Annotated in this window: 21 protein-coding genes; 9 read left to right on the top strand and 12 right to left on the bottom strand. The window is 43.7% G+C overall.

What is annotated here, in order from left to right; all coding sequences use genetic code 11:
* Positions 1-65: 65 nt before the first annotated feature.
* The 6 genes from ilvD (at position 66) to ilvA (ending at position 8,045) form a co-directional block, all read left to right on the top strand.
* On the top strand, positions 66-1,745 hold the full coding sequence (gene ilvD / locus ACZIX4_RS18950) for a dihydroxy-acid dehydratase (RefSeq protein ID WP_463337223.1): 1,680 nt from the start codon (positions 66-68) through the stop codon (positions 1,743-1,745).
* Positions 1,746-1,796: 51 nt separating this feature from the next.
* Complete coding sequence (locus tag ACZIX4_RS18945; protein ID WP_463337222.1) at positions 1,797-2,984, top strand: hypothetical protein; 1,188 nt, start codon at positions 1,797-1,799, stop codon at positions 2,982-2,984.
* 27 nt (positions 2,985-3,011) lie between these two features.
* Positions 3,012-4,766 (top strand): biosynthetic-type acetolactate synthase large subunit, encoded by a 1,755-nt coding sequence (gene ilvB / locus ACZIX4_RS18940; protein ID WP_463337221.1) that lies wholly within the window; start codon positions 3,012-3,014, stop codon positions 4,764-4,766.
* An 85-nt stretch (positions 4,767-4,851) separates the two neighbouring features.
* A complete protein-coding gene (gene ilvN, locus ACZIX4_RS18935; protein WP_463337220.1) occupies positions 4,852-5,439 on the top strand; it encodes an acetolactate synthase small subunit in 588 nt (195 codons plus the stop codon).
* 172 nt (positions 5,440-5,611) lie between these two features.
* Entirely contained in the window at positions 5,612-6,658 is a 1,047-nt protein-coding gene (gene ilvC, locus ACZIX4_RS18930) for a ketol-acid reductoisomerase (RefSeq protein WP_463337219.1), read from the top strand.
* A gap of 124 nt (positions 6,659-6,782) precedes the next feature.
* Positions 6,783-8,045, top strand: a complete 1,263-nt coding sequence (ilvA, locus tag ACZIX4_RS18925) for a threonine ammonia-lyase IlvA (protein WP_463337218.1) — start codon at positions 6,783-6,785, stop codon at positions 8,043-8,045.
* 73 nt (positions 8,046-8,118) lie between these two features.
* Here ilvA and ACZIX4_RS18920 read toward each other — a convergent pair whose 3' ends face one another.
* From ACZIX4_RS18920 to ACZIX4_RS18905, 4 genes are all read right to left on the bottom strand, one after another.
* A complete protein-coding gene (locus tag ACZIX4_RS18920) occupies positions 8,119-9,183 on the bottom strand; it encodes a hypothetical protein (protein WP_463337217.1) in 1,065 nt (354 codons plus the stop codon).
* A gap of 40 nt (positions 9,184-9,223) precedes the next feature.
* The gene (locus ACZIX4_RS18915) at positions 9,224-9,922 is read right to left on the bottom strand and encodes a hypothetical protein (protein ID WP_463337216.1); all 699 of its coding nucleotides are present in this window, start codon (positions 9,920-9,922) and stop codon (positions 9,224-9,226) included.
* 510 nt (positions 9,923-10,432) lie between these two features.
* On the bottom strand, positions 10,433-10,813 hold the full coding sequence (locus tag ACZIX4_RS18910) for a hypothetical protein (RefSeq protein WP_463337215.1): 381 nt from the start codon (positions 10,811-10,813) through the stop codon (positions 10,433-10,435).
* 76 nt (positions 10,814-10,889) lie between these two features.
* The gene (locus tag ACZIX4_RS18905; RefSeq protein WP_463337214.1) at positions 10,890-11,429 is read right to left on the bottom strand and encodes a DUF2892 domain-containing protein; all 540 of its coding nucleotides are present in this window, start codon (positions 11,427-11,429) and stop codon (positions 10,890-10,892) included.
* Positions 11,430-11,600: 171 nt separating this feature from the next.
* Here ACZIX4_RS18905 and rpmH point away from each other — a divergent pair, with 171 nt between their 5' ends.
* The 3 genes from rpmH (at position 11,601) to ACZIX4_RS18890 (ending at position 15,871) form a co-directional block, all read left to right on the top strand.
* Positions 11,601-11,762 (top strand): 50S ribosomal protein L34, encoded by a 162-nt coding sequence (rpmH, locus tag ACZIX4_RS18900; protein WP_322624401.1) that lies wholly within the window; start codon positions 11,601-11,603, stop codon positions 11,760-11,762.
* Positions 11,763-11,951: 189 nt separating this feature from the next.
* A complete protein-coding gene (carB, locus tag ACZIX4_RS18895) occupies positions 11,952-14,804 on the top strand; it encodes a carbamoyl-phosphate synthase large subunit (RefSeq protein ID WP_463337213.1) in 2,853 nt (950 codons plus the stop codon).
* Positions 14,805-14,908: 104 nt separating this feature from the next.
* Positions 14,909-15,871 (top strand): ion channel, encoded by a 963-nt coding sequence (locus ACZIX4_RS18890; protein WP_463337212.1) that lies wholly within the window; start codon positions 14,909-14,911, stop codon positions 15,869-15,871.
* Positions 15,872-15,901: 30 nt separating this feature from the next.
* On the opposite strand, the gene ACZIX4_RS18885 is transcribed toward ACZIX4_RS18890, so the two are convergent.
* The 8 genes from ACZIX4_RS18885 to ACZIX4_RS18850 form a co-directional block, all read right to left on the bottom strand.
* Entirely contained in the window at positions 15,902-16,213 is a 312-nt protein-coding gene (locus ACZIX4_RS18885; RefSeq protein WP_463337211.1) for a type II toxin-antitoxin system RelE/ParE family toxin, read from the bottom strand.
* Positions 16,204-16,437, bottom strand: coding sequence for a hypothetical protein (locus ACZIX4_RS18880; RefSeq protein WP_463337210.1), 234 nt, complete (start codon positions 16,435-16,437; stop codon positions 16,204-16,206). The genes ACZIX4_RS18885 and ACZIX4_RS18880 overlap by 10 nt, the downstream gene beginning before the upstream one ends.
* Positions 16,438-16,553: 116 nt before the next feature.
* On the bottom strand, positions 16,554-16,892 hold the full coding sequence (locus ACZIX4_RS18875; protein ID WP_463337209.1) for a HepT-like ribonuclease domain-containing protein: 339 nt from the start codon (positions 16,890-16,892) through the stop codon (positions 16,554-16,556).
* Complete coding sequence (locus ACZIX4_RS18870) at positions 16,885-17,184, bottom strand: nucleotidyltransferase family protein (protein ID WP_463337208.1); 300 nt, start codon at positions 17,182-17,184, stop codon at positions 16,885-16,887. The genes ACZIX4_RS18875 and ACZIX4_RS18870 overlap by 8 nt, the downstream gene beginning before the upstream one ends.
* Before the next feature lie 25 nt (positions 17,185-17,209).
* Positions 17,210-17,671, bottom strand: coding sequence for a sterol desaturase family protein (locus tag ACZIX4_RS18865; RefSeq protein WP_463337207.1), 462 nt, complete (start codon positions 17,669-17,671; stop codon positions 17,210-17,212).
* A gap of 9 nt (positions 17,672-17,680) precedes the next feature.
* Positions 17,681-18,520, bottom strand: coding sequence for a phytoene/squalene synthase family protein (locus ACZIX4_RS18860; RefSeq protein WP_463337206.1), 840 nt, complete (start codon positions 18,518-18,520; stop codon positions 17,681-17,683).
* Positions 18,517-20,007 carry a phytoene desaturase family protein gene (locus ACZIX4_RS18855; RefSeq protein ID WP_463337205.1) on the bottom strand — a complete coding sequence of 497 codons (1,491 nt, stop codon included), beginning with the start codon at positions 20,005-20,007 and terminating at the stop codon, positions 18,517-18,519. The genes ACZIX4_RS18860 and ACZIX4_RS18855 overlap by 4 nt, the downstream gene beginning before the upstream one ends.
* A 64-nt stretch (positions 20,008-20,071) precedes the next feature.
* Positions 20,072-20,977, bottom strand: coding sequence for a MerR family transcriptional regulator (locus ACZIX4_RS18850; RefSeq protein ID WP_463337204.1), 906 nt, complete (start codon positions 20,975-20,977; stop codon positions 20,072-20,074).
* Positions 20,978-21,216 lie beyond the last annotated feature (239 nt).

Genomic DNA, 21,216 nt, shown 5'->3' with positions numbered 1-21,216 from the left:
AGATAAAATCCGGTTTTTGGGGCAGAGTAAGTAACTTTGAACCTTAAACCTGAAACTTGAAACAAATGGGGTTAAATAAATACTCGCGTATTTTTACGCAGGACGATACACAGCCGGCTGCCAAAGCCATGCTGTACGGTATAGGATTTACCGATGACGATATGGATAAGGCACAGGTGGGCATAGCCAGTATGGGCTTTGACGGAAATACCTGTAACATGCACCTTAACGACCTTGCCAAACTGGTAAAAGAGGGTACCTGGAATGAAGGGTTGGCCGGACTTATTTTTAATACCATAGGCGTAAGTGACGGTATGAGCAACGGTACCGATGGTATGCGCTACAGCCTTGTAAGCCGCGATGTGATAGCCGACAGTATAGAGGCAATTTCCGGAGGGCAGTATTATGATGGGTTGATTACCATACCAGGCTGCGATAAAAACATGCCCGGCTGCATTATGGCTATGGGCAGGCTGAATCGCCCCTCTATAATGGTGTACGGTGGCACCATAGCCCCCGGCTGTTACAAAGGGCAAGACCTGAATATAGTTTCGGCCTTTGAGGCATTGGGCCAAAAGATAGCCGGTACCATGAACGATGAAGACTTTAAAGGAGTGATACGCAATGCGTGTCCCGGTGCGGGTGCCTGTGGCGGTATGTACACGGCAAATACTATGGCTTCAGCTATAGAAGCGTTGGGCATGAGTTTGCCGTATTCGTCGAGTAATCCGGCGCTAAGCCCTGAAAAGAAACAGGAATGCCTGGATGCCGGTAAATACCTGAAAGTGCTCCTTGAAAGAGATATAAAGCCTGCTGATATCATGACACGTAAGGCATTTGAAAATGCCATGCGTCTTATCGTGATACTGGGTGGCAGTACCAATGCGGTATTGCACTTAATAGCAATGGGCAAAAGCGTAGGCGTATCGGTTACGCAGGACGATTTCCAGAAGATGAGCGACACCACGCCGGTTTTGGCCGACTTTAAGCCAAGCGGTAAATACCTGTGGCAGGATCTGCACAACATAGGTGGTATTCCGCTTGTAATGAAATACCTGTTGGAACAAGGGTTACTGCACGGCGACTGCCTTACCGTTACCGGTAAAACCATAGCCGAAAACCTGGCTGATATCCCTTCACTTGAATTTGAAACCCAAAAGATAATCCGTCCGCTTGCCGACCCGATTAAACCTGACGGCCACCTGCGCATACTGTATGGTAACCTTGCCACAGGCGGCAGCGTTGCCAAGATAACCGGTAAGGAGGGGGAGCGCTTTAAAGGCCCCGCCCGTGTATTCGACGGGGAAAAGCACCTTATTGAAGGTATTGCCAACGGTACAGTGCAGCATGGCGACGTGATAGTGATAAAGAACGAAGGCCCTAAAGGTGCGCCGGGCATGCCCGAAATGTTGAAGCCTACCAGTGCGCTTATTGGTGCCGGACTTGGCAAAAGCGTAGCCCTGATAACGGATGGGCGCTTTAGTGGTGGTACGCACGGTTTTGTGGTGGGGCACATTACCCCCGAATCTTACGAAGGCGGTACCATTGCCCTTGTGGAAAATGACGACCTTATAGAGATAGATGCTGTAAACAACACGCTGAACCTGCTGGTCAGTGAGGAGGAGTTGGCCAAGCGCAGAGCCGCATGGCAACAACCGGAACTGAAAGTAAAAAGCGGATTATTATACAAATATGCCCGTACGGTTTCATCAGCTGCTGAAGGCTGTGTAACGGATGAGTTTTAGGTGCGGGGTGCACAGGCATTTTTATTCTTTATAAGTTTAAAAAGATAGAGATTGAAAAAGATTGTATACATAGCATTCTTGTTTAGCCTGCTTATACAGGCACAAAACCGCTATATCTACGATTTTGAAGCCATGCCGGTTGTGCCAATGGTAAATAGCGAGCTTGAAGAGCTTCAGCGTAATGCAGATTTGGTTATAGATGCCAACCTGTTTTATACTGATAACTGCTTGGCAGATGGTGTGATTTGTAGTGCAATTGGATATCGGAAAGGTAAAGACTGGAAGGTATATGCAACGCCTTTTGGAACCGACTGGCGTGCGCGTGCAAGTTTCGCCGGATATTCAGACGACAGGAACTATGCGTTTTTTGAAGGAGGATACTGGGCCAATGGTAACGGCCATGAAGTGGAAAGCACCGAATTTTATATTGTAGATCTTGTTAACGGTTCTTGTACCGGTTTTTCAAAAGACGAATATATACATTCCTGGACGTATCCGGTGGGCGATAGCGAAGATATAACAGCAGACAGTTTTTCTTCGGTTAAAACACAAATTGTGACAGACGGTAAACGGTTTACGCTAATGCAGTCTGATTTTTCGTACGGAGGTGTAGAAACTACCGACGGCGAAGACGAATTGTCAAAGCTGTATGGTAATTATGATGCTGATAGTGGCATCTATGAAATACGGGGACAAAAGCTGGTAAAAACCTTTTACTATGATGAGGCCGCTATGCGTATGTGTCCTATAAAGTTTGCCGGTAGTTTGGCTAAAGGTATGGTTTTAAGGAATATTGTTGATGTGTACAGCCCTTATGAAGCTGCCTTGGAACTAAAACGGGTGCCTAAGTACACCTATGGTGATGATTCAGACGAAGTGGGGTACGAGGTGTGGTTTCAGGAGGAGTTACAGTATTTTTTGATTGTACCCGATTTGTATGCCGATGTAAAAAGGATAACCGGCCTGACAGTTATCTCACCGGATATAGAAGTAGGCGGACTGCATACGGGTATGGAAATTGGCGCTATACTGAAACGGTTTCCCGATGCCAAACTGAACATAGACCTGATAAACGACTGGGAATATCTGTACATAAAAGAGCTTGGATTGCGTTTAACGTTTAAGACAGATGAACACAACAGGGTGGCAAAGTACAGCTACAACAAAAAAACAGGTGACCATGAGGTGGTTAAGATAACAGATAAAAAACGAAAGCTGGATTTAATAACAATTGATTAATCCGGGTTTTAGGAGAAATAAACGGTTATGGAAAAAATCATAGAAAAAACTGCCGCTGCACCCGCAGTAGCAGACGAACCCAAAACCCACAGCGGGGGGCAGGTGGTGCTGGAAGCATTACTTGCCGAGGGGGTAACCACCATTTTCGGTTATCCCGGTGGGGCCATAATGCCCATTTATGACGAGTTGTATGACTACGCCGATAAGCTGAAACACATACTGGTGCGCCATGAGCAGGGCGGTATACACGCCGCGCAGGGGTTTGCACGTGCTTCGGGGAAAACGGGGGTAGTATTTGCCACCAGTGGCCCTGGTGCTACCAACCTGGTTACCGGCCTTGCCGATGCCATGATAGACAGCACGCCGGTGGTAGCCATCACCGGGCAGGTGTTTGCACACCTTTTGGGTACCGATGCCTTCCAGGAGACGGATGTGATAAACATAACAACTCCTGTAACCAAATGGAATTATCAGGTGACCGATGCCGAAGAACTTCCGGCTGTATTGGCGAAAGCCTTTTACATAGCGGGTTCGGGCAGGCCGGGTCCTGTATTGATAGATATTACCAAAAATGCGCAGTTGCAAAAGATAGCTTTTAAAGGCTATGAAAAATGCAATTTTATACGCAGCTACAGGCCGAAGCCTATTGTAAGGCCAGAATATATACAGCAGGCTGCCGAACTGATAAACAAGGCCGAGCGTCCGTTTATTGTATTCGGGCAGGGGATAATCTTAGGCAAGGCCGAAGCTGAGTTTAAGGCATTCATAGAAAAATCGGGTATACCCGCCGCGTGGACCATTATGGGCATGAGCGCCATCCAGACTGACCATCCGTTGGGTGTGGGTATGGTGGGCATGCATGGTAATTATGGCCCGAACAAGCTTACTAACGAATGCGATGTACTCATTGCCATAGGCATGCGTTTTGATGACCGTGTTACCGGCAGGCTGGATATGTATGCCAAACAGGCCAAGGTAATCCACCTGGATATTGACCCGGCTGAAATTGACAAAAACGTAAAAGCCGATGTACCGGTATGGGGCGATTGTAAAGAAACCCTGCCATTACTTACCGCAGCAATACAGGAACGTAAACATACCGACTGGCATCAAAAATTTATCGACTGCCAGGCACGTGAGCAGGAAAAAGTAATAACACCTGAAGTACATCCAACCGATGAGGTGCTTACCATGGGCGAGGTTATCCGCCTGCTGAATGAGCTTACAAATGGCGATGCGATTATCGTTACCGATGTAGGCCAGCACCAGATGGTGGCGTGCCGTTATGCCGAATATACGCAGACCAAGAGTAACATTACCAGCGGTGGCCTTGGTACTATGGGGTTTGCGCTTCCGGCGGCTATAGGTGCTGCCTATGGCGACCCTACCCGTACTACGGTGGCTATTATTGGTGATGGTGGTTTCCAGATGACGTTGCAGGAGTTGGGTACCATTATGCAGTTCCAACCCAATGTAAAAATACTGATACTGAACAATGCCTTTTTAGGGATGGTGCGCCAATGGCAGCAGTTGTTCCACCAAAAACGTTATTCGTTTGTAGATATACAAAGTCCGGATTTTGTACAGCTTGCCAAGGCATACGGCATTCCGGGGCAAAGCGTTAACCAGCGCGAAAACCTTAAGGATGCAATCCAAACCATGCTGCAACACGATGGTAGCTACCTGCTTGAGGTAATGACCGGTAAGGAAAACAACGTATTCCCTATGGTACCGCAAGGCAAAAGCGTAAGCGAAATTGTATTAGGACGGGATGAAATGTAAAATTTTTGTTTCAGGTTTAAGGTTTCAGGTTGTTTTTAACGTTCAGAACCTGAAACTTTAAACTTGAAACCTGAAACAAATAACAATGAAACAGGAGTATACCATAACGGTTTATACCGAAAACCATGTGGGACTTATGACCCGCATAGCGATTGTTTTTTCGCGCAGGAAAATCAATATAGAAAGCATTAACGTAGGTCCGACCGAGGTAAAGGGCATAAGCCGTTTTACCATTGTCATAGAAGAGTCGGAAGACGTGGTGCAAAAGGTAGCCCGCCAGCTTGAAAAACAGGTCGAGGTACTGAAGGTGTTTTACAATACCGATGATGAAATCGTTTGGCAGGAAATGGCCATGTACAAGGTACCAACCAATGTTATTGCCGAGCAGGTAAAGGTAGAGCGCCTTTTGCGTCAATACGGCGCCAACACGGTAGTGATACGTAACGACTATACGGTGTTTGAAACCACTGGTCACCGAGAGGAGATTGATGCATTGGCGGAAGCCCTGCAACCGTGGGGGCTTATAGAGTTTGTTCGTAGCGCACGTGTAGCAATCATTAAAGCCAGTGAGGGCATACACAACGCGACACTCGAATTTGAAGCAGAACAACCTAGCGAACCGGCTGTTGAAAACGAATTCCTTGATAAAAGGGATGGAGTGTTCACGATGTAGGAACTTTAGTTTAAGGTTTCAGGTTTAAAGTTGCCACTCAGATGGCTAAAAAATAAAGAGCCGTTGAAACTGAACAATCTAAAAAATCAAAATAATTATGACTGAGTGTAGCCGGCTAAGAAGCTCAGCCACTCAGTAGCTAAGAAACTTAAATAAAAAACAAACAGAAAAAATGGCAAAATTAAATTTTGGCGGGGTTGAAGAAAACGTGGTAACCCGCGACGAATTCCCGTTACAAAAAGCACAACAGGTATTAAAAGATGAAGTAGTAGCAGTAATAGGCTACGGCGTACAAGGCCCGGGCCAGGCGCTTAACCTACGCGATAACGGTATCAGCGTTATTGTGGGCCAACGTCAGAATTCGGCTTCATGGGATAAGGCTGTTGCCGATGGCTTTGTACCGGGTGAAAGCCTTTTTGATATTGAAGAAGCCCTTGAAAAAGGTACTATAATTTGCTACCTGCTTAGTGATGCCGCCCAGATAGAAGTATGGCCTAAGGTAAAAGAGAACCTTACTGCCGGTAAAGCGCTGTATTTCTCGCATGGTTTTGGTGTTACCTTTAACGAGCAGACTGGCATTGTCCCGCCAGAAAATGTGGACGTATTCCTTGTAGCACCTAAAGGTTCTGGTACATCACTACGCCGTATGTTCCTGCAAAACCGCGGACTAAACAGTAGCTTCGCTATCTTCCAGGATGCAACGGGCAAGGCCTGGGAGCGTGTGGTATCATTAGGTATCGCCATTGGTTCGGGCTACCTGTTTGAAACAGATTTCCAACGTGAGGTATTCAGCGACCTTACAGGAGAGCGTGGTACACTTATGGGAGCCATTCAGGGTATCTTCGCTGCACAGTACGAAGTACTTCGCGGTAAAGGCCACACTCCGAGTGAGGCGTTTAACGAAACCGTTGAGGAACTTACACAGTCGCTTATGCCGCTGGTAGCTGAAAACGGTATGGACTGGATGTATGCCAACTGTTCTACAACTGCACAGCGTGGTGCGCTTGACTGGTGGAAGAAATTCCGCGATGCTACCAAGCCGGTATTTGAAGAGCTGTACGAAAGCGTTGAAACCGGTAAAGAGGCAGGTTACTCTATATCAAGCAACAGTAAGCCGGATTACCGCGTGAAGCTGGAAGAGGAGCTTTCTGAACTTCGCAACAGCGAAATGTGGCAGGCGGGTAAAACTGTACGCAGCTTAAGGCCGGAGAACAACTAAGTCGCCCGGCGACAGCGAAGCTTTTTGCATACTTAATTCACAACCTGCAAGGTCTTCAAGACCTTGTAGGTTTAATTTATACCATACCTACAAGGTTGCTAAAACTTGGCAGGAGCAAAACACCATGAACACCCATACTACTTATTTCCCAACGATAGAAAATGTACAGCAGGCTGCACAGCGCCTTAATGGCGTAGTGAGCCGTACGCCACTTACCCTTAACCGTACCGCAAGCGAAATTTACGGTGCCAATATTTACTTTAAGCGTGAGGATTTACAACCGGTGCGTTCGTATAAGTTGCGTGGGGCCTATAACAAAATGGCTACTCTTAGCCCTGATGAACTGGCTAAAGGCGTAGTATGTGCCAGTGCGGGAAACCATGCGCAGGGTGTGGCTTTTGCGTGCAATAAAATGCAGGTACATGGTACTATTTTTATGCCGACACCTACACCGGGCCAAAAGCTCGATCAGGTACACATGTTTGGCGGGGAGTATGTAAATGTGGTTTTGGCAGGCGATACGTTTGACGAAGCCAAAGACGCTGCACTCGATTTTTGTGCATCGCGTGGGGCTGTTTTTATCCATCCGTTTGATGACCCGTATATTATAGAAGGGCAGGCTACCATTGGTTTGGAACTTTTGGAACAGCTTCCCGAAAAAATCGATTACGTTTTTGTGCCGATAGGTGGGGGAGGATTGGCTTCTGGGCTGAGCAGTGTTTTAAAGCAGCTTTCGCCTGAAACCAAAATAATAGGGGTGGAGCCTGCAGGCGCACCCAGCATGAAAAAAGCCCTTGAAAAAGGCGAAACTGTTTTACTGGAACGTATCAATAAGTTTGTTGATGGCGCTGCGGTACAACGCGTAGGCGAGTATACCTTTGATATTTGCAGGCAAACCCTGCACGATATGCATACGGTAGACGAAGGCCGTATATGCCAGGTTATCCTCAGCCTGTATAATAAAGATGCCATAGTGGTAGAACCTGCCGGAGCCTTATCGGTAGCGGCGCTGGGCTATTATGCCAAAGAAATTGAGGGTAAAAATGTGGTGTGTGTTATATCAGGCAGCAATAACGATATTACCCGTATGGAGGAAATAAAGGAGCGTGCGCTGCTGTATGCAGGGCTTAAGCATTATTTCCTGGTGAAATTCCCGCAAAGGCCGGGTGCCCTGCGCGAATTTGTAATGAATGTACTGGGGCCTACCGATGACATTACCCATTTTGAATACACCAAAAAGAACAGCAAGGAGAAAGGTACTGCTGTAGTGGGCATAGAGCTGAAACACGCCCATGAATTTGAGCAGCTTATGGCCAATATGAAAGAGCGTGGCTTTTTTGTAGATTACCTGAACAACCAGCCGTATTTGCTGAATTTGCTGGTGTGATTTCTGATTGAAAGATTCAATAATTTAAAGATTGAAAAATTCTGTAGGGATGCTATCTACATAGTATTTTCAATTAATTTTCCTGTTTTTGTGAAGGACCTTTTATAGTAATTTTTACATACCTGAAATTATAGCGTGCAGCAGTACGTTTTGCTTCGTCAGCATTATGGTTGTCTATAACTATTGTAGGTACTACAGGCGTGTAGAAGCAATTATCATTACCCCAGAAACCTTGGCCTACGGGCGACCAGTTGCCAAACTCTTTATAGGTAGACGGTACTTCAGTTTTGTTAATATCTTTCCATTTATAGTAAGAAAGTATGGTAGGGCTGCTACTGAACAGTTGGCCCAAATCCATTACATATCCATAGTTTTTAGAAAATACGGGTACGTTTGTAAACGAGGTTATTTGCTTACCGGTACGCTTATCAACCAGCTCATAACTGTATTCTTCGCAGGCAGAACACATATATTGCAGCAATGAGGCATTTAAGGCTTTATAATCGCCTACATAAGTATACACGTTGGGTTGACCGCCATCGCCTAAACCATCCATAAACTTTTGCCCGCCAATGGTTATGGTTTTACCAACTTTTTTGATTGTTTTATCGACTGTAAGATAATTAGTTACAGCAGAGGTTTTGGCTTTCAGGAATTCTTTTTCGGTTAGTAATGTAACTACTACATCCGGGTAGTCATCAGTAGTAAGACCATCTTCCTCAGCCGGAGTTTCGTTGCTTTCACCACAGCCCTCGGCAGAAGAAACGTCTTCATTACGCCATGCTTCATTATAAGCATACCGCTCGTTGAGGTCGTAATTATCTAAAGGAATATCAGTTTCCCTACCGATACTCTTTTTATTTACATAATAAAGCACCTCGTTATTATCGCCATAAGCTACGCTGACAAGGCTATCGGTTTCATTAACAACAGGAAACGAGCTTTTAAAACCGAAGCAAAACCCAGCATATTCCCGTTTATCTGTATAGGCTTTCGCCCCGGTACGGCTTATAATGTAGCCATTATACAGTACTTCTTTACCGTCAATTTTATAACCGGGTTTTGGTGGGGTATAAGTTGCTTTTTGGCCAAAAGATAAAATAGGCAGAAACAATAACGCTAATGTAAAGCATTTCATGGTTACAGGTTTGAACTGTAATTTGCAAAAAGAATGCCAGCTATTTTACGGCCAGCATTTCTTTTTTAAGTTCGAAGTTCATGAGCAATGCATGAAGCTGCTTCAGGTAATTGTTGTAGTACATGGCGTAGCCGCGCTGGTACTGGTTTTTCTTTAAGGGGGCATTTACAAAGCAGCGTTTTATGTCTACCACCTTACGGTTTTCGTCGAGGTAGTATGATGCAATGAAACCCAGCCTGTGCTTCATTGTAGCTACAATAGAGGCGTCATTACGGTACGATTCGTGCGCATAGCACACAATTACACTACTATTAAATTTGGATGCAATCTTTTTCATGTTGTGCCTGCGGTCCCAAAACAGCACCACATATTGCACATCTTTACGGTATTTTTGCGCCAGGCGGTTTATGGCAGGAATCTCGCCAAGGCCGGTAACCATGCTTGATGAAAAGGTAATAAGCACTATAGGCTTTTTAATTTTAGACAGCTCTATTTTGCCGCCGTTTGCTTTTTTAAGGGTGAAGTTATCAAATGTGGTAGCCCTTAGCCTGTTTTGCACCAGCGAGTCAAACAGGTAATCACCTCTATTTACATCGCCGCTACGGTAGGCTTCTTCGGCGCTGGCCTGGTATTTTTTGAATTTTATGCGTACGGCATTAGAAAAATAAGTGCTGTCCACCTGTGCGGCGGCCATCAGTGGAAGCAGTAGCAGGATAATATGTTTTACTAAACCTTTCATCTTTTTTGTGTTTATTCTTTGGGGTATAGTAAAGTTACGCAAAACCAACACTGATTATGAGGGTGTTATCACTTTTGCGAATTTTAAGATGTTGGCAATGAACACGTTTGTTGCGCTTTTTTAGGTGTTTGAAGCCAAAGCCTGACAAAAAGTTAACATTTGTATGTTGGCATACTAAAAACCGTTGAAAACGTTTAAGAAAATTAATTTTAACACATTAACCTGTTTTTAACATTTTGTCAGGTTTGTGTGGTATTTTATAGTGTATGCTGAAGAAAACGCCGTGTTTGCTGAGTTGTATTAACGCTGCAAAATGTCCTTGAAAGGTAATTTTCACTACAAAATCTTCTTGTGCGCGGATTTTGTAGTGAAAATATGATTAAATAAAAGCTTTATTTGTTGAGGTTAAACGGGGTTGTATTTAAAATTTAAATAATATGGATTCGTGTATAACTAAGGATATCATTGAAAGCTTTGTTAAACTTATCCCTAAACAGATATTATTCTGTTTTAATTATTTGCCTGTGTAAACTCGGTTATTTCAGGAGCGTGGTCACCCCATCCCATCCATATTTCTTTAAGAATAAGTTTTTTCCCTTTGTATGAAACTATTTCATACAGGCTTACACCGGGTGGGCAGTCCGGATTGTGTGGCTTTATGTTTTTTGTGGTAAATGTTGTGGTGTTTATCCATTGTATGCGGAGTGTATCAGGGTCGTTGCAAAACATTTCGTTTGTCCACAATACGGTTTTAGTATCAACAAAAGTAAAACCCGCGCACTCTGAACCTTTTAAGATAAACCGCCCTGAAGGCCTGTCCTGATTTGATTCTGTATCGGGAGTATTGCAAAATAGAAAAATTAATAAGGAAGTTATGGTATATAGTTTCATAAGATTAGAATTGGGTAAACACTTTTTATTAATAAAAAACCGCCCGAAGGCGGTTAATATTGTATGTGTATGGAAATTAATATCTCCTCATTTGCTGTGCCGGGGCTTTTTTCATGTTAGCCTTCATCATGGCTATCTGGTCTTTCAGCATGCCCTGCTTGTCCAGTTTTTTAGCTTCGCCCAATAGCTTCTCGGCTTCCATCTTTTTGTTTTTGGTAAACGATATACCGGCAAGCTGCAGCTTTGCCATAGCAAGATCCTGATCCATGTTAAGGCCAAGTTCTATTGCCTTACGCAGGTATTTCTCGGCAGTGTTAAGGTTGGTCTGGCTGGTAATAATGCCTTTAAGGTAGTTATAGTAGCCCTCCTGCTTGCGTACCAGTGCGCCGTGCGGGTCTTTTATTTTGTCAAGTATTTTGTCGGCACCCTCAAGGTCCTGTTTCCTTAATTTGAAGAACGCCATAATAATTACCTCGTTGCGGAAATAGGTTACAACAACCAGCGCCGCTATAAGGATAAGGAAAATACCGTTGCCAATATTGTTCTCGGTAAACTGCCATACGGCTGTTGCAAGGATAAGGCCGGCAATAACCAGCTTTATGTTTTTATTGAACATATATTATAGTATAAATTTGCGGTGGCAAAGGTAACAATTTTTGGAATTAAATAATTTTTATAAAAGCACTTGTGAGAAAAAAAAACCTTTGTATATTTGCACTCGGTTTTTGGAAAAAGCATTCCGGAGTCCAGAATAAGATATTTCATAAAGATTTAAAGATACAAAGCAATGAGTAAGAGAACTTTTCAACCATCACAGAGAAAAAGAAGAAACAAGCACGGTTTTATGGAAAGAATGGCATCTGCCAACGGTAGGAAAGTGCTTGCTCGCAGAAGGGCTAAAGGCCGTCATAAACTAACTGTTTCTAGCGACCCACGTCACAAAAAATAATGTTTGTATAAAACATACATAAAGGTGTTACTTATTTTTGGTAACGCCTTTTTTTATACCCTGACGAAACTATACAGCCTTAAAACACTGTTGATAAACAAGTAACGTCAGCCGGAAAATTAAATTGAATTATTGCGTAATTTTGCATGGCCGAAGGGCTTATACTAAACACAACACTACAACAATACAATGCCAAAAGACAATTCCATTAAATCTGTACTGATTATCGGCTCGGGGCCTATCATCATCGGCCAGGCCTGTGAGTTTGACTACTCTGGTTCGCAGTCGGCGCGCTCGCTTAAGGAAGAAGGAATAGAAGTTATCCTTATCAACTCTAACCCGGCAACCATTATGACCGACCCTTCTATGGCCGATCATATCTACCTGAAGCCGCTTACTACCAAGTCGATCATAGAGATTTTAAAAGCACACCCGAATATCGATGCCGTACTGCCTACTATGGGCGGACAAACAGCGCTTAACCTGTGCCTTGAAGCAGAGGAAAAGGGCATATGGGCCGATTTTAATGTGCGCCTTATAGGGGTTGATGTAAATGCCATTAACGTTACCGAAGACCGCGAGCAGTTTAAGCAATTGCTTGAAAGGATAGGTATACCTGCCGCACCTGCCAAAACGGCCAACTCTTTCCTTAAAGGTAAAGAGATTGCGCAGGAATTTGGCTTCCCGCTGGTAATACGCCCTTCGTTTACGCTGGGTGGTACAGGGGCAGCTTTTGTACACAAAAAAGAAGATTTTGATGAGCTGCTTACGCGCGGCCTTGAGGCTTCGCCTATACACGAAGTACTGATAGATAAAGCGCTTTTCGGCTGGAAAGAATACGAGCTGGAGCTGCTTCGCGATAAGAACGATAACGTAGTGATTATCTGTTCTATCGAGAACATGGACCCAATGGGTATCCACACAGGTGACAGTATCACTGTAGCGCCGGCCATGACGCTGAGCGATACTACCTTCCAGAAAATGAGGGATATGGCTATACTTATGATGCGCAGCATCGGTAACTTTGCCGGTGGATGTAACGTACAGTTTGCCGTAAGCCCTGACGAGAAAGAAGATATTGTAGCGATAGAAATCAACCCGAGGGTATCGCGCTCATCGGCACTGGCCTCTAAAGCTACCGGTTACCCGATTGCAAAAATCGCTGCTAAGCTGGCACTGGGTTACCACCTTGACGAGCTTCAAAACCAGATTACTAAGTCAACTTCGGCGCTGTTCGAGCCTACGCTTGACTATGTAATCGTGAAAATACCGCGCTGGAACTTTGACAAGTTTGAAGGCGCTGACCGTACCCTTGGCCTGCAGATGAAATCAGTAGGTGAGGTTATGGGTATAGGCCGCTCATTCCAGGAAGCGCTGCACAAAGCTACCCAGTCGCTTGAAATAAAGCGTAACGGGCTTGGCGCCGACGGTAAAGGGTATACTAACTACGACCAGATTATTGATAAGCTTACCCATGCAAGCTGGGACCGTGTATTCGTAATTTATGATGCGATACAAATGGGTATACCACTTAGCCGCATCCACGAAATCACGCAGATAGACATGTGGTTCCTGAAGCAATATGAGGAGCTATACCTGCTTGAAAAAGAGATTTCTAACTATACTATAGAAACACTTCCGAAAGATTTACTTCTTGAGGCCAAACAGAAAGGCTTTGCCGACAGGCAGATAGCCCACATGCTTAGCTGTAAAGAAAGTGATGTGTACAACAAGCGTGAGGAAGTTGGCGTAAAACGTGTGTATAAGCTGGTAGATACCTGCGCGGCTGAGTTTACTGCTAAAACCCCGTACTACTACTCAACATTTGAGGCTGAGATAGAAAAAGCTGACGGTACCAAATACGTTCACAACGAAAGTATTGTAAGCGATAAGAAGAAAGTAATTGTACTTGGCTCAGGGCCAAACCGTATAGGGCAGGGTATAGAATTTGACTACTCTTGCGTGCACGGTGTACTTGCCGCTGCTGAGTGCGGTTACGAAACGATAATGATAAACTGTAACCCTGAAACGGTTTCAACTGACTTTGATACGGCTAACAAGCTGTACTTCGAGCCGGTATTCTGGGAGCATATATACGATATCATCCGCCACGAGAAGCCTGAAGGTGTAATCGTACAGCTTGGTGGCCAGACGGCTCTTAAGCTTGCGGAGAAACTTGACCGTTACGGCATAAAAATCATAGGTACCAGCTTTGATGCGCTGGACCTTGCCGAAGACCGCGGGCGTTTCTCAGACCTGCTTACCGACCTGGGCATACCATTCCCTAAATTCGGTATTGCAGAAAGCGCTGATGAAGCCAGCCAGCTTGCGGAAACCCTTGACTTTCCGCTACTGGTAAGGCCAAGTTATGTATTGGGCGGGCAGGGTATGAAAATCGTGATCAACAAGCAGGAGCTTGAAGAGCACGTTATCGACCTGCTTAAGAGCATACCGGGTAACAAACTACTGCTTGACCACTACCTTGACGGTGCCATAGAGGCGGAAGCCGATGCTATATGCGACGGTGAAGATGTTTACATCATCGGTATCATGGAGCACATAGAGCCGTGTGGTGTACACAGTGGTGATAGCAATGCTACACTGCCACCGTTTAACCTGGGCGAGTTTGTAATGCAACAGATAAAAGACCATACCAAAAAGATAGCGCTTGCGCTGAAAACGGTAGGCCTTATCAACATACAGTTTGCCATTAAAGACGATACGGTTTACATTATCGAGGCCAACCCAAGGGCGAGCCGTACTGTGCCGTTCATTGCGAAAGCGTATGGTGAGCCGTATGTAAACTACGCTACCAAAGTAATGCTGGGTGAGAAGAAGATAAAAGACTTTATCTTTAACCCGCAACTGAAAGGTTTTGCTATAAAACAACCGGTGTTCTCATTTAACAAGTTCCCTAAGGTGAACAAAAAACTGGGGCCTGAAATGAAATCTACAGGTGAAAGCATCCTGTTTATAGACGACCTTAAGGACGACCAGTTCTACGAGCTGTACAGCCGCCGTAAAATGTATCTTAGCAAGTAAAGCTTGTATCTTTTATATCTTTATGCAACCCCTGCAGCTATGCTGTGGGGGTTGTTGTTTTGTAAGCTGTTATTTCGCTATTTTTATCGCACCAAAAACTTTATATGGAATTATTTAAAAACATCAATAAAAATGCCCAGGCCAGCAGCACTACAGGTTTTGGTACCAGTGCAGGCAGCTATGGCGGGCGTTTTATAAACAAAGACGGATCAGCCAATATAGAAAAGCGCGGGCTTGCCATATTTAGTAGGGTAAGCTGGTTCCATACGCTGGTAAGTATGCGCGGCTGGAAGTTTTTACTAATAATCTTCCTGTTTTACACGGTAATCAACTTCATATTTGCATCGCTTTACTACATCATTGGGGTAGAAAACCTGAACGGTATAGGCGATACAGGTTCGGAATGGGTAAAGTTTGGCAAGGCCTATTTTTTCAGCGCACAGACGTTTACCACGGTGGGGTACGGGCACATAAGTCCGTCAGGGGTGGTTACCAGTGCACTTGCCGCTACAGAGGCGCTTACGGGGCTACTCAGTTTTGCTATAGCCACAGGCTTGTTTTACGGGCGTTTCAGCAGGCCAAAGGCACACCTTATATTTTCTAATAATGCATTAATATCGCCCTATAAAGGAGGAAAGGCACTCACCATACGCATGGCTCCGCATAAAAACACCAATCTGCTTGAAGCCGAAGCCCGTGTAACCCTGGGTATAGTGCTGGAGGAAAACGGCATACCGGTAAACAAGTTCTACCAACTGCCGCTGGAAATGGTGCGTATCAGTTCGCTGTCACTAAGTTGGACACTGGTGCATCCTATAGATGAAAACAGCCCGCTTTACGGTTTTTCTGATGAGGATTTTAAGCTGATAGAAGGGGAATTTATCGTGTATATTAAAGCCTTTGACGACCTGTACAGCAACACTGTAGCCATTAGTACTAGTTATACTTTTGACGAGGTGGTGTACGGTGCAAAATTCGAAATGATGTATGCTGAAAATGATGAACAAACCAAAACAATACTACACCTGGATAAGATAAACAGCTACAGGGGAGTGGAGCTTGGATAAATAATAACGGCTGCCAAAAAGCAGCCGTTATTATTTTTCACGTTTTATCTTAACCGGATTTTGGCGGGTATCAAAAACATCGTGGATTTCTATTTGCTTTTCGGTTACCAAGAAAATTATTTTATAATTTTTATATAGCCTGTAACGATATTCATCCGGAAAATCAGACAATAAATCTTCAATTTGGAACGCGTCAGGAGCTAATGCTATTTTTTCCGATTCTTTTACAATTCCCTCTGCCAGTTTTTGTGCAACGCTTAGCGAAACATTAAAATTATGGTAATCGAAAATTGTTTTCAATTGGGCTTTCGCAAAGTCAGTCCAATATGTTTTTAACGCCATTCCTTGATTTCAGCTAAAAGATCTTTTGTTTCTGTAAGCCTTCCTGCTTGGGCATCTTCGCGCGACAGTTGAATCCTTCTGCGCAACTCTTCAACAGTCATAGGGTGGATGTGCCCGGTATTCTTTTCCTCTTTTAGCAAGGTTTCAAAAAATGAAACAGTCTCCTCGTTGTTTATGTTAAGGAATTCCTGAACAAATAATATCTTTCGCGTTTGTAGATCCATCTTCATTCGAATTTAACCAAAGATAATAAATTTATCCTTATTTACCCTTGGCATCCCGCCAGTATTTAAACGGGAACAATAGTATACCAAAGCGTCATGAATTAAAGAGAGGGAAGTTATAATTCAAGCAGTTTTTTTACTTCATCTTTTAAAACAGGGATCTGTTTCATTAAAATACCCCAAATTGTTTCGTCTGAAACGGAATCATAACCGTGTATAATCCTGTTCCTTACATCTACAATTTTTCGGGTGTTAGAAATTGCTATGGTATTATCTTCTTTTAAGATACGGCTCATAGCCTCGCCAATAATTTCGAGATTTCTTTCTACTGCACGTTTTGTACGTATGTCCCTCTGATAAAAATTAAAATCATATGGAATTTCTGTAAAATAGGTTTCAGTTTCAAGTATCGAATTATAAATGTCAAATAGCCAAGTTTTTATATTGTTATCCATAAATCAATTGGCGCTGGCTTTCAAGTTTTTTCCTGAAATAAGGATTCTTAATTGCTATTTCTTCAAGAAGGTCAATAGGGCGTTTTAAAATTTCTTCTAATGAAAATTTTAAGTCATAATAATTATCTCCGTAATCTAAAACATCCTGTTGCTGAAAATCTACAACAAAATCAATATCACTTTGATCATTAAATTCACTGGTAAGGACAGAACCAAAAGCATATAGCGACTTTACCTTGTGGTTTTTACAAAGTTCAGTAATGCCTGTTATATGATTTTCTAAGAAGTTCATTTAACCAAAGATAATAAATTTATCCTTACTTACCCTTGGCATCCCGCCAGTATTTGTACGGGAATAACAGCATCCCGAAACATTCACCATGTTCTTTGCCCAGGTGTTTGTGGTGCATTTTATGGGCGCGGCGCACCGCCTTTCCATAACGGCTTTCGGCATTGCGGAATATTTTAAACCGCTGGTGGATGAAGATGTCATGTACCATAAAGTATGCAAACCCATATGCAAAAATTCCCAACCCAATAGCAAGGCCGATTTCTAATATATGGTTTTGCCAAAGCAAGAAGAAGCCGATGCTTATCAGAGCATAGAAAATGAAAAACGTATCATTCCGTTCAAACCATGACTCGTGGTCCTTGTGGTGGTGGTCTTTATGCAGGCTCCATAAAAAACCGTGCATAACGTACTTATGGGTAAACCACGCCATAAATTCCATAATACCGAAGGTGAGGAAAAAGACCAGTATGTATATCCAGATAGCCATAAGCGTGTTTTAAAGTATGTTTAGCCTGTAATTAACGTAGCAGCGTGCCAGCAGCGTTATTTTTTGGTAGTCGGGTACGCGGATGCGACGGCTTTTTATTTCCAGAGGCGGAGTATTCTTCAGCTTGGTGAGCAGCTTTTTATAGTATACATAGGCTGTGTAGACGCCAAAACGTGCTTCTTTGGGCAACTGCACTATACCGGCATAACCTGCTGCAAGGTCAGCTTCAATTTCGTCTATGATGGCCTTTTTTGTAGCATCGGTCATATCGTTAAGGTTAAGCGATGGAAAGTAACTCCTGTCCAGCTCCTCGGTATCGGCCTTGAGGTCGCGCAGAAAGTTTACTTTTTGGAAAGCTGAACCTAACCTCATGGCGCTTGGTTTCAAGGCCTCATAGCGGGCATCGTTTCGGTTTACAAAAACCTTCAGGCACATTAGCCCCACCACATCGGCACTGCCGTATATGTATTCGTTGTATTCGGCAAAAGAGGTGTAGTCTTTTTTTACCAAATCCTGTTTCATGCTTTTCATAAAGGCGTCAATCAGGTGGCGCGGTATATCATATTTGATAACCGTATGCTGAAAACCATTCAGTACCGGGTTCAGGCTTATGCCTTCACCCAGTGCATTTTCAAGGTCTTGCTCAAAACGGTTAAAGAGTGTTTCTTTATTATAATCGTGGAAGCTGTCTACAATTTCATCGGCCAGGCGCACAAACCCGTAAATATTGTATATATCCTGCCTTATGGAAGGGGCAAGCATTTTTACCGCCGTAGAAAACGAAGTGCTGTACGCCCGGGTTACAAGCCGTGCACAGGCAAATGATACGTTGTCGAATATACTTTTCATACGGGAGAGGTTTCTGTTGAGTGTTTAGTAATTTGTTTTTCTACGAGTCCGGCTACCAGCTTGCCCGAAATCAGTGCAGGCGGTACACCCGGCCCCGGTACGGTAAGCTGGCCTGTAAAATACAGGTTGCTTACCTTGGGACTCCTGAGCTTGGGACGCAGGAATGCAGTTTGCCACAATGTATTGGCCAGCCCGTAGGCGTTGCCTTTATACGAATTGTAGTCGTTTATAAAATCGTTAAGGCAATAGCTTTCGGCAAAAAGGATGCTATCCTTTATATATTGCCCGGTAAGCTTTTCAAGACGGTTTATGATAATGTCAAAATACTTTTGCCTTAGCTCTGGTGTATCTTCTATACCCGGTGCCAGTGGAATAAGGAAAGTCCCCGCTTCATGTGTTTCGGGGGCAGTGCTCGCGTCTGTTTTAGAGGGGAAACTAGCATAAAACAACGGTTCATCGGGCCAGCGGGGACTGTCGTATATATCTTTGGCATGTATGTCAAAGTCCGTATCAAAAAACAGTGTGTGGTGCAGCACATTTTCCACCTTTTTGTTGAAACCTACATAAAACAGTAGGGAAGAGGGGGCAAAAGTGCGGCTGTCCCAGTATTTTTCACTGTATTTACGGTATTGCGGTTCCAGCAGGCTTTCGCCGTGGTGGTAGTCCGCACCGCATATTATGTTATCGGCAGTGTGCTGTGTACCGTTTATCTTAATATAAGTGGCTTCACCGCTTTCTACACCTATTTTATCTACAGGGGCATTGGTAACTATAGTTACGCCAAGCTCGGTAGCCAGCTTTGTAATGCCCTCAATCACGCTGTACATACCATTTTTAGGATGCCACGTACCCAACCCGAAGTCGGCAAAATTCATAAAGCTGTAAAACGAGGGGGTGTCGCTGGGTTTTGCACCGAGGAATAATACCGGGAACTCCAGTATCTGTACAAGCTTCGGATTCTTAAATCGCTTACGTATGTCGCGGGATATGTTGCCTATAAATTGCGACAGGCGGGTTATGGTTTGTGTGGTAACCAGTTCCAGCGGCGATTCGCCAGGGCGGTACACAAGGTTTTTTATGGCAATATCGTAGTTGCTGCGGGCTTCATCCATAAATTCCAGCAGTTGTTTCGCACTGCCTGGCTCTATGGTTTCAAAAGTTGCGGCTATATCATTAAGATTATCCGCTATGTCTACAAAATCATTTTCTGCGAAATATACCCTATAAGCCGGAGATAATTTTTCTAAAGTATAATAATCAGATGGCTGTTTGCCAAAGTCTGCAAAAAAGCGTTCAAATACATCGGGCATCCAGTACCAGGTAGGCCCCATATCAAAGGTAAAACCGTCTTTAACCAGCCTGCGGGCACGGCCGCCTACAGTGGCGTTTTTCTCGTAAATGGTAACGGCATGCCCGGCTTTGGCAAGGTAGCAGGCAGCCGCCAATGACGAAAAGCCTGAGCCGATTATTTTTATATCTCGTTGCATGTGTATAAGTTACCCTTTATATGGTTCAACAATTCTTGTTTTCTTGTTAAATTAATCTCAAACTTTACTGAATAGTTTCAACATAATCCTTTGCAGACCTATATAATTTAATATTATCGTTAAGTTCGGCCGGATTTATAAAGCTGCCGCCACGTCCACATATTACAAGTGATGTATTATTATCCCCTCTAAGCACCTGATCCCTCATTTCGCGAACGTATTTATGAATTTCTTCATAGACAGGCTGTACAGTAGTATATGTTACAAAAGTTACATTTTCAAAACGATGCTGTATCTCGACAAGGTCGGCCATAGGTACACTTTCGCCAAGATAAATTGTATGATACCCGTTCAGTAGTAATTCATAGTTAATAAGCATCAGGCCTATTTCGTGTATTTCACCTTCCGGTAAGTATAGTATAAATGTGCGTTCGGTGTGTTTGGGTATGTTTATTTGCAACGGCTCGGTGTTTGTCATTATCTTCTGTTTTACCAGGTTGCTTATAAAGTGCTCGTGTGCGGGTGTTATGGTGCCGGTTTGCCAAAGGTTGCCTATTTCTTCAAGCAGAGGCAAAAAGCAATCATAAAATATTTCCCTGAAGGTTTTTGTGGCTAAGAGGTTGTTGTATGTTTCCAGGAACAGGCGGGCATCAAAATTCATCATGGCCAGCTTGAAGTTACGCAGCACATGGTTATTCAGTGTTTTACCGGCTAAAATTTCCTTTACTATTTGTGGTATACGCTCCTCGGGCAGCTTTGCAATATTGCTTATCTTGTAGCCAAAGGTATTCAGTGTATTGATGTTTAAAAGCTTTTGCAGGCTCTTGGCATCGTATACCCTGGTGTTAGTGTCTGTTCGCATAGGTTTAAGTACTTCATAGCGCTTTTCCCACATACGTATGGTGTGTGCCTTAATACCACTAAGGTTTTCAAGGTCTTTAATAGTAAAGGTGTTTTTGATATTGTTCATTCTTTTGGGGTAAAAGGCTGAACAAATTTAGTTTAATAAAACTGTTGAATCAGTTAAACAATTCTTAAATATTTTACAAATGTTTCAGTGAGAAGCTTTGTTGTGGGGAGGAAGTAGTAAGGCCTCGTTATATGGATATACGTTAAATATATCTGTTTGGATGTTATGTAGCCGTAAAATTTTTGCTGTCAAAGCTAACTCACTCATAACTAATGTTTTTTTTGTCAAAATAATATGTA

Source organism: Flavobacterium niveum (assembly GCF_055231775.1).
The sequence above is the reverse complement of the archived record's forward strand: the minus strand, read 5'-3'. Positions and strand labels throughout refer to the sequence as shown.

Bases quoted from the DNA above. Each gene is read 5' to 3' on its own strand.
- ilvD (WP_463337223.1), top strand. From the start codon at position 66: ATGGGGTTAAATAAATACTCGCGTATTTTTACGCAGGACGATACACAG.
- ilvB (WP_463337221.1), top strand. From the start codon at position 3,012: ATGGAAAAAATCATAGAAAAAACTGCCGCTGCACCCGCAGTAGCAGAC.
- ilvN (WP_463337220.1), top strand. From the start codon at position 4,852: ATGAAACAGGAGTATACCATAACGGTTTATACCGAAAACCATGTGGGA.
- ilvC (WP_463337219.1), top strand. From the start codon at position 5,612: ATGGCAAAATTAAATTTTGGCGGGGTTGAAGAAAACGTGGTAACCCGC.
- ilvA (WP_463337218.1), top strand. From the start codon at position 6,783: ATGAACACCCATACTACTTATTTCCCAACGATAGAAAATGTACAGCAG.
- ACZIX4_RS18920 (WP_463337217.1), bottom strand. From the start codon at position 9,183: ATGAAATGCTTTACATTAGCGTTATTGTTTCTGCCTATTTTATCTTTT.
- ACZIX4_RS18915 (WP_463337216.1), bottom strand. From the start codon at position 9,922: ATGAAAGGTTTAGTAAAACATATTATCCTGCTACTGCTTCCACTGATG.
- ACZIX4_RS18910 (WP_463337215.1), bottom strand. From the start codon at position 10,813: ATGAAACTATATACCATAACTTCCTTATTAATTTTTCTATTTTGCAAT.
- ACZIX4_RS18905 (WP_463337214.1), bottom strand. From the start codon at position 11,429: ATGTTCAATAAAAACATAAAGCTGGTTATTGCCGGCCTTATCCTTGCA.
- rpmH (WP_322624401.1), top strand. From the start codon at position 11,601: ATGAGTAAGAGAACTTTTCAACCATCACAGAGAAAAAGAAGAAACAAG.
- carB (WP_463337213.1), top strand. From the start codon at position 11,952: ATGCCAAAAGACAATTCCATTAAATCTGTACTGATTATCGGCTCGGGG.
- ACZIX4_RS18890 (WP_463337212.1), top strand. From the start codon at position 14,909: ATGGAATTATTTAAAAACATCAATAAAAATGCCCAGGCCAGCAGCACT.
- ACZIX4_RS18885 (WP_463337211.1), bottom strand. From the start codon at position 16,213: ATGGCGTTAAAAACATATTGGACTGACTTTGCGAAAGCCCAATTGAAA.
- ACZIX4_RS18880 (WP_463337210.1), bottom strand. From the start codon at position 16,437: ATGGATCTACAAACGCGAAAGATATTATTTGTTCAGGAATTCCTTAAC.
- ACZIX4_RS18875 (WP_463337209.1), bottom strand. From the start codon at position 16,892: ATGGATAACAATATAAAAACTTGGCTATTTGACATTTATAATTCGATA.
- ACZIX4_RS18870 (WP_463337208.1), bottom strand. From the start codon at position 17,184: ATGAACTTCTTAGAAAATCATATAACAGGCATTACTGAACTTTGTAAA.
- ACZIX4_RS18865 (WP_463337207.1), bottom strand. From the start codon at position 17,671: ATGGCTATCTGGATATACATACTGGTCTTTTTCCTCACCTTCGGTATT.
- ACZIX4_RS18860 (WP_463337206.1), bottom strand. From the start codon at position 18,520: ATGAAAAGTATATTCGACAACGTATCATTTGCCTGTGCACGGCTTGTA.
- ACZIX4_RS18855 (WP_463337205.1), bottom strand. From the start codon at position 20,007: ATGCAACGAGATATAAAAATAATCGGCTCAGGCTTTTCGTCATTGGCG.
- ACZIX4_RS18850 (WP_463337204.1), bottom strand. From the start codon at position 20,977: ATGAACAATATCAAAAACACCTTTACTATTAAAGACCTTGAAAACCTT.